Source organism: Streptomyces sp. NPDC059564 (assembly GCF_042735575.1).
Lineage (GTDB): Bacteria > Actinomycetota > Actinomycetes > Streptomycetales > Streptomycetaceae > Streptomyces.
Window position 1 is genome coordinate 1 of sequence record NZ_JBHWBP010000586.1, and the last position, 2859, is coordinate 2859.

The 2859-nt window shown below is 70.9% G+C and carries 3 protein-coding genes; all 3 read left to right on the forward strand.

All coding sequences use genetic code 11. From position 1 onward, the window contains the following. A partial coding sequence (locus tag ACFV0Q_RS40570) for a carbohydrate ABC transporter permease (RefSeq protein ID WP_385013000.1) occupies positions 1-804 on the forward strand: 804 nt, incomplete at its 5' end. A gap of 15 nt (positions 805-819) precedes the next feature. Further along, positions 820-1695 carry a carbohydrate ABC transporter permease gene (locus tag ACFV0Q_RS40575; RefSeq protein WP_385013002.1) on the forward strand — a complete coding sequence of 292 codons (876 nt, stop codon included), beginning with the start codon at positions 820-822 and terminating at the stop codon, positions 1693-1695. Between the two features lie 10 nt (positions 1696-1705). After that, on the forward strand, positions 1706-2859 hold a 1154-nt coding region (locus ACFV0Q_RS40580), incomplete at its 3' end, for an alpha-amylase family glycosyl hydrolase (protein WP_385013004.1).

Below are 2859 nucleotides of genomic sequence, written 5' to 3' on the forward strand. Positions count from 1 at the left end.
GCCTTCTTCTCCTGGTACCCGATGGTCCGGGAGTTCCTCCTCGCCTTCCAGAAGACCGAGGGCGGCGCCACCCGCTGGGTCGGCTGGGACAACTTCACGTACGTCTTCAACGACCCGAGCTTCTGGCAGGCCTGGCGCAACACCCTGCTCTTCACCGGGCTCGCGCTGGTCCTCGGCTTCGTGGTGCCGTTCGTGGTGGCCCTCGTACTCGGCGAACTGCGGCACGCCCGCGGCTATCTGCGCCTGCTGGTCTACCTGCCGGTGATGATGCCGCCGGTGGCCTCGGTCCTGCTGTTCAAGTACCTCTACGACCCCGGCTACGGCCTCTTCAACCGGATCCTGGAGTTCCTGCACCTGCCGGCGCAGGACTGGCTGCAGTCCACGGACACCGCGATGGCGTCGGTCGTCCTCGCCTCGACGTGGATGAACATGGGCAGCGCGACCCTGATCTACCTGGCCGCCCTCCAGGGCATCCCCGGCGAGCTGTACGAGGCCGCCGAGCTCGACGGGGCGGGACTGCTGCGCAAGATCTGGCACGTCACCATCCCGCAGACCCGGCTGATCCTCTCGCTGATGCTGCTCATGCAGGTGATCGCGACGATGCAGGTGTTCGCCGAACCGTTCCTGCTGACCGGCGGCACCGGCCCCGAGGGGGCCACGACCACCGTGGTCGTCCTGATCTACCAGTACGCCTTCAGCTTCAACCAGTACGGGGCGGCGGCGGCCCTGGGCCTGTGCCTGCTCGTCCTCCTCGGCGGTTTCTCCGCCGCGTACGTCCGCCTCAGCCGCGACGACGAGAGCTGACAAGGAGCCCCACACATGGCCGAGCGCACCCTGATCTCCCCGGTCCGGTGGAGCCGCCCCCGGGGCCGGATCCTCTACTGGAGCGTCCTCTCCCTGGTCGTCGCCGGGTTCACCCTCGTCTTCCTCGGCCCGCTCTACTGGATGGCCGCGGGCGGCCTCAAGAGCACCGAGGAGTTCGCCCGGGTCCCGCCCACGCTGGTGCCGCACTCCGTCCGCACCGGCAACTACTCGGCCGCCTGGCAGGTCATGGACCTCGCCCGGCTGCTGGCCAACACCCTCTACTACGCCCTGGGCGCCCTCGTCTTCCAGCTCGTGCTCGACGTCGCCGCCGCCTACTCGCTGTCGAAGCTGCGGCCCGTCCTCGGCAAGGCCGTGCTCGGGATGATGCTGGCGACGCTGATGGTCCCGGCCGCCGTGCTCGTCGTACCGCAGTACCTGACCGTCCTCGACATGCCGCTCATCGAGCGCAACCTGCTGGACTCGCCCTGGGTGATCTGGCTGCCGTCCGTCACCAACGCGTTCGGAATCTTCCTGCTGAAACGATTCTTCGACTCGATCCCGCGGGAGGTCCTCGACGCCGCCGCCATCGACGGGGCGAGCGCCCTGCGCACCCTGCGCTCGGTCGTCCTGCCGATGTCCCGGCCCGTCCTCGGCGTCGTGTCGATCTTCGCGGTCGTGGGGGTCTGGAAGGACTTCCTCTGGCCGATGCTCACCCTCCCCGACCCGGCGCTCCAGACCCTCAACGTCGGCATCTACTCCCTCTCCCGGGGAGTCCCGGAGAACCACCTCACCGCCGCTCTCGCGATGGCCTCCGCACCCACCCTCGTCCTCTTCCTGATCTTCCAGCGCAACATCATGGGCGGCCTGACGGCCGGTTCACTCAAGGGCTGAAAGGATCGACGTGCCGGCTTCCGACTGGTGGCGCTCGGCCGCCATCTACCAGGTGTACGTACGCAGCTTCGCCGACGGGGACGGGGACGGCACCGGCGACCTCGCGGGCGTCCGGGCCCGCCTGCCGTACCTCGCCGCGCTCGGCGTGGACGCCCTGTGGTTCACCCCCTGGTACCTCTCCCCGCTCGCCGACGGCGGCTACGACGTCGCCGACTACCGGACCATCGACCCGGCCTTCGGCACCCTCGCCGAGGCGGAGAAGCTCATCGCCGAAGCCCGCGCCCTGGGCATCCGGACCATCGTCGACATCGTCCCGAACCACGTCTCCGACCGGCACCCCTGGTTCCGGGCCGCCCTCGCCGCCGGCCCCGGCAGCCCCGAGCGGCGCCTCTTCCACTTCCGCCCCGGCCGCGGCGAACACGGCGAACTGCCGCCCGGGGACTGGCCCTCGCAGTTCAACGGCGCCGGGACGTGGACGCGCGCCGAGGACGGCGAGTGGTACCTGCACCTGTTCACCCCGCAGCAGCCCGACCTCAACTGGGACCACCCCGAGGTCCGCCGGGAGCACGAGGAGGTGCTGCGCTTCTGGTTCGAGCGGGGCGTCGCGGGCGTACGGATCGACTCCGCCGCCCTGCTCGCCAAGGACCCGGCCCTGCCCGACCTGGCGGGCCGCCCGCCCGGGCCGTGGTCCGGGGGCGGGGAGGGGAGCGGGGAGGGGAAGGAGGCCCATCCGTACATCGACCGGGACGAACTGCACGACGTCTACCGCTCCTGGCGGGCCGTCGCCGACGAGTACGGCGCCGTCTTCGTCGGCGAGGTCTGGCTGCCGGACTCCGAGCGCTTCGCCCGCTACCTGCGCCCCGACGAACTGCACACCGCCTTCAACTTCGGCTTCCTCAGCTGTCCCTGGGACGCGGAGCGGCTGCGCGCCTCGATCGAGGAGACCCTCGCCGAGCACGCGCCCGTCGGGGCGCCCGCCACCTGGGTGCTGTGCAACCACGACGTGACCCGGACCGTGACCCGCTACGGGCGCGCCGAGACCGGCTTCGACTTCGCCGCCAAGGCCTTCGGCACCCCGACCGACCTGGCGCTCGGCACCCGGCGGGCGCGTGCCGCCGCGCTGCTGACGCTCGCCCTGCCCGGCTCCGTGTACCTCTACCAGGG

What these genes read in the sequence shown, in the direction of transcription:
- ACFV0Q_RS40575 (WP_385013002.1), top strand. Translation starts at nt 820, where the DNA reads ATGGCCGAGCGCACCCTGATCTCCCCGGTCCGGTGGAGCCGCCCCCGG.